General features: G+C 40.7%; 3 protein-coding genes. All 3 read right to left on the reverse strand.

Annotated elements, in window-relative coordinates:
• Positions 1-1172, reverse strand: a 1172-nt coding sequence (locus tag ACJMLZ_RS09505) for an FAD-dependent oxidoreductase (RefSeq protein ID WP_405305385.1), incomplete at its 3' end; no start/stop codon positions are given.
• The gene (hdrB, locus tag ACJMLZ_RS09510) at positions 1169-2110 is read right to left on the reverse strand and encodes a ferredoxin:CoB-CoM heterodisulfide reductase subunit HdrB (protein ID WP_405305386.1); all 942 of its coding nucleotides are present in this window, start codon (positions 2108-2110) and stop codon (positions 1169-1171) included. The genes ACJMLZ_RS09505 and hdrB, both read right to left, overlap by 4 nt.
• Positions 2094-2705, reverse strand: coding sequence for a ferredoxin:CoB-CoM heterodisulfide reductase subunit HdrC (hdrC, locus tag ACJMLZ_RS09515; RefSeq protein ID WP_405305387.1), 612 nt, complete (start codon positions 2703-2705; stop codon positions 2094-2096). Before hdrC ends, hdrB begins: the two co-directional genes overlap by 17 nt.
• Positions 2706-2798: the final 93 nt, after the last annotated feature.

Here is a 2798-nt window from a genome sequence, read left to right on the forward strand (position 1 = left end):
GGCTTTTCATCCCTTGAACCAACACACTGTATCATTACGACACGCTTCGGAACTTCGCCGTTGGCCTTCAGGAGTTTGCCCTTTGTAGGTCCGTTTACGCCTGTGATACGACCCAGTTCGGATTGTGTTATTACATCATCATATCTGGTATATCCATATTCAGGACGCTTTTCCATGTCAAAGAGCTTGTGGCCTGTTGCAACGATAATGGAACCAACCTGCAAAAGGGACTTTTCTGGCTTTCCTTTAAGTCTGATTGCCTTCATGTTACATGTTCTAAAACAGTCCCCACATTTTGAACAGTTATCCATATCAATGACATAGCTTTCAGGATATGATTGTCCGAAAGGCCTGTAAATAGCTTTTCTCATTGACAGATTGTCGTTCCAGTCATTCGGAACTTCCACTTCACAAACTTCTGCACATTTGCCGCATGCAATGCATTTGTCTGGGTCAACATATCTTGGAGACTGCTCAACAATCAGATTATATGTTCCGGCCCTTCTTTCGGCTTCAATTACCTTGGCGTTGGTCATCACTTCAATATTCTCATTCCAGACCAGTTCATTCAGGATTGGATTTAAAAGGCACATTCCACATTCTTCAGCAATTTTAACAGGTGAGAAAACCTTACCGATTTTTGCCATGTGCCCTCCGATTGAAGGGGACTTCTCAACTATGGTTACTTTTGTTCCCTGTTTTGCTAAAGAAAGTGCGGCATTCATTCCGGCAATTCCACCACCAATCACCGCCACTTCCTTAGGAGTCTGACAGTAAATAGGATCTACAGCATCGGATTGCTTTACCTTTTCTATTGAAGCATTAATTAAAGTGATTGCCTTATGAGTGGCTTTTTCCTTATCCGAATGCACCCATGAACACTGTTCCCTTATGTTTGCCATGTCCATCAAATAGGGATTGAGAGGTTTTACATAATCCTGAAAAGTCTTTTCATGACTGATGGGTGAACATGCTGCCACAACTACACGGTCCAAATCATGGTCAAATATTGCATCACGGATAATCTTACGCCCGTTAAGTGAACATAAGTTTTCAAACTGTCCGATGAATTCAACATCCAGTGATTTTCTCACTTCATCCAAATCAATTGTATCCGAAATATTTCCTCCGCATTCACATAAAAAAACGCCAACTTTCAAATCATCCCTCATTTTTTAACCTCCCTCAACTCTTTGATAATGGAATCTATTGGAGTAGTGTGTGCTTTTGCACCGATAACCTTATCTAAATCTCCTCCCATAGCCAATGCTATGAACTGTGCTATATTCAAATGAATGGCCTTGAATTTCCTGCCTTCCCTCTCGCCAATCAGATGCTGGTATCTGTCAAACTGAATATGGCAGTTCGGACATAAATGGACCAAAATGTCCACGTCTTCATCCTCAATGGCATTCATCTTATCTGCTGTTGCAGTAAATGACAAATCTGGATTGGAATACCTTTGCCTGAAACCTGTTCCGCAGGTTGCCCTTTTGTGGTCATACCATCCTATTGTAGCGCATCCGCAAGCTTCAACCAATTCATCCAGAACTTTAGGGTCCCTCACTCCGCCGACAGTATCCTCATAATGCACTTTGCAGTAATGGCATCCGTGATGGGTGGCTATAGTATAATCGCTTAAATCATATTTTATTTTATCCGGAATCTCATCAATCTTATTGTATAGGATATCTACAACATGAAAAATATTTTCTGTAGGTTTCAGGTCATCCTTTTCATATTTCAGATGTCCTAAACCGTTTTCATCGAATAATTGATTGATATGCTGCCTCAAATCATCCCTTTTATTCAGCAGTTTTACGGATTTTTTATTGATTGCATAGCATGTCGCACACATCATCACCAGATTAGGCCTTCCAAGTTCCCTGGCTATCCTAAAATTACGGGCTCCTATTGCAGATGTGTCAATCTGATTGAATACATCGGAATAGTAACCGAGTCCTGTGCAGCAGGTCTGCTTTTCTGAAATCGCATAATCGATGCCCAGCTTGTCAAATACGAATTTTGTGGATGATTCTACGCCGGGATATTCAACGCTTACCAGACAGCTTCTAAACAAAAGTATATTCTTATCAGGAATCTCCTTCATCTTCTCCCTCCTGAGATGCCCTTATCTTTTCAATACGGTCTTTAAATCCGGTTATTGTTAAAATTGTGCTTACCTCATCGATGACCTCTTTCGGCGGCATCAATGGAGGTTCAAGTTCCAGCTCATCCCTGATTTCACCTAAATTCTGTCTGAAATCCCACCAGCCCGGAACGTCACGGGCAATATCATCGAAAAATATTTCAGGAATTGCTCCAATAGCTGCTGTAAAGTAGCTATCCGCAAATCCCATATATTCATAAAGCTTATCATATGCAATTCCATTTGATATTGCAAACTGTTTTAGGATTTGATTGACTTCGCATACGCTGTTTCCCACCGGACAGACGCTATGGCAGGTATAACAGTAAAAGCAATTCCAGATATTGTCATCCTCAAGAATTGATATGTCCCCTTCAAGAACTCTTTCTATAATGTCTCTCGGATTATAATCGGAGTGACGTGCCGCAGGACATGTGGATGTGCACATTCCACACTGTACGCACTTTAAAACACCCTCCTCTTTTGAATTTTTAACATCCGAAATTATCTCTTCGGCAAAATCAATTGGTGAATCCGTTATCTTTTGAGTAGTCATAAGCATCACTATAACATGAATTCCTTGTTTTCAATCATTTTCTTTAATTTTAAAGACAATTTGTTGGCCCTTAACCTGTCGGATTGCCTGCAT

This window comes from Methanobrevibacter sp. (genome assembly GCF_045126245.1).
Taxonomy (GTDB): domain Archaea; phylum Methanobacteriota; class Methanobacteria; order Methanobacteriales; family Methanobacteriaceae; genus Methanocatella.

What these genes read in the sequence shown, in the direction of transcription:
- hdrB (WP_405305386.1), bottom strand. Translation starts at nt 2,110, where the DNA reads ATGAAGGAGATTCCTGATAAGAATATACTTTTGTTTAGAAGCTGTCTG.
- hdrC (WP_405305387.1), bottom strand. Translation starts at nt 2,705, where the DNA reads ATGACTACTCAAAAGATAACGGATTCACCAATTGATTTTGCCGAAGAG.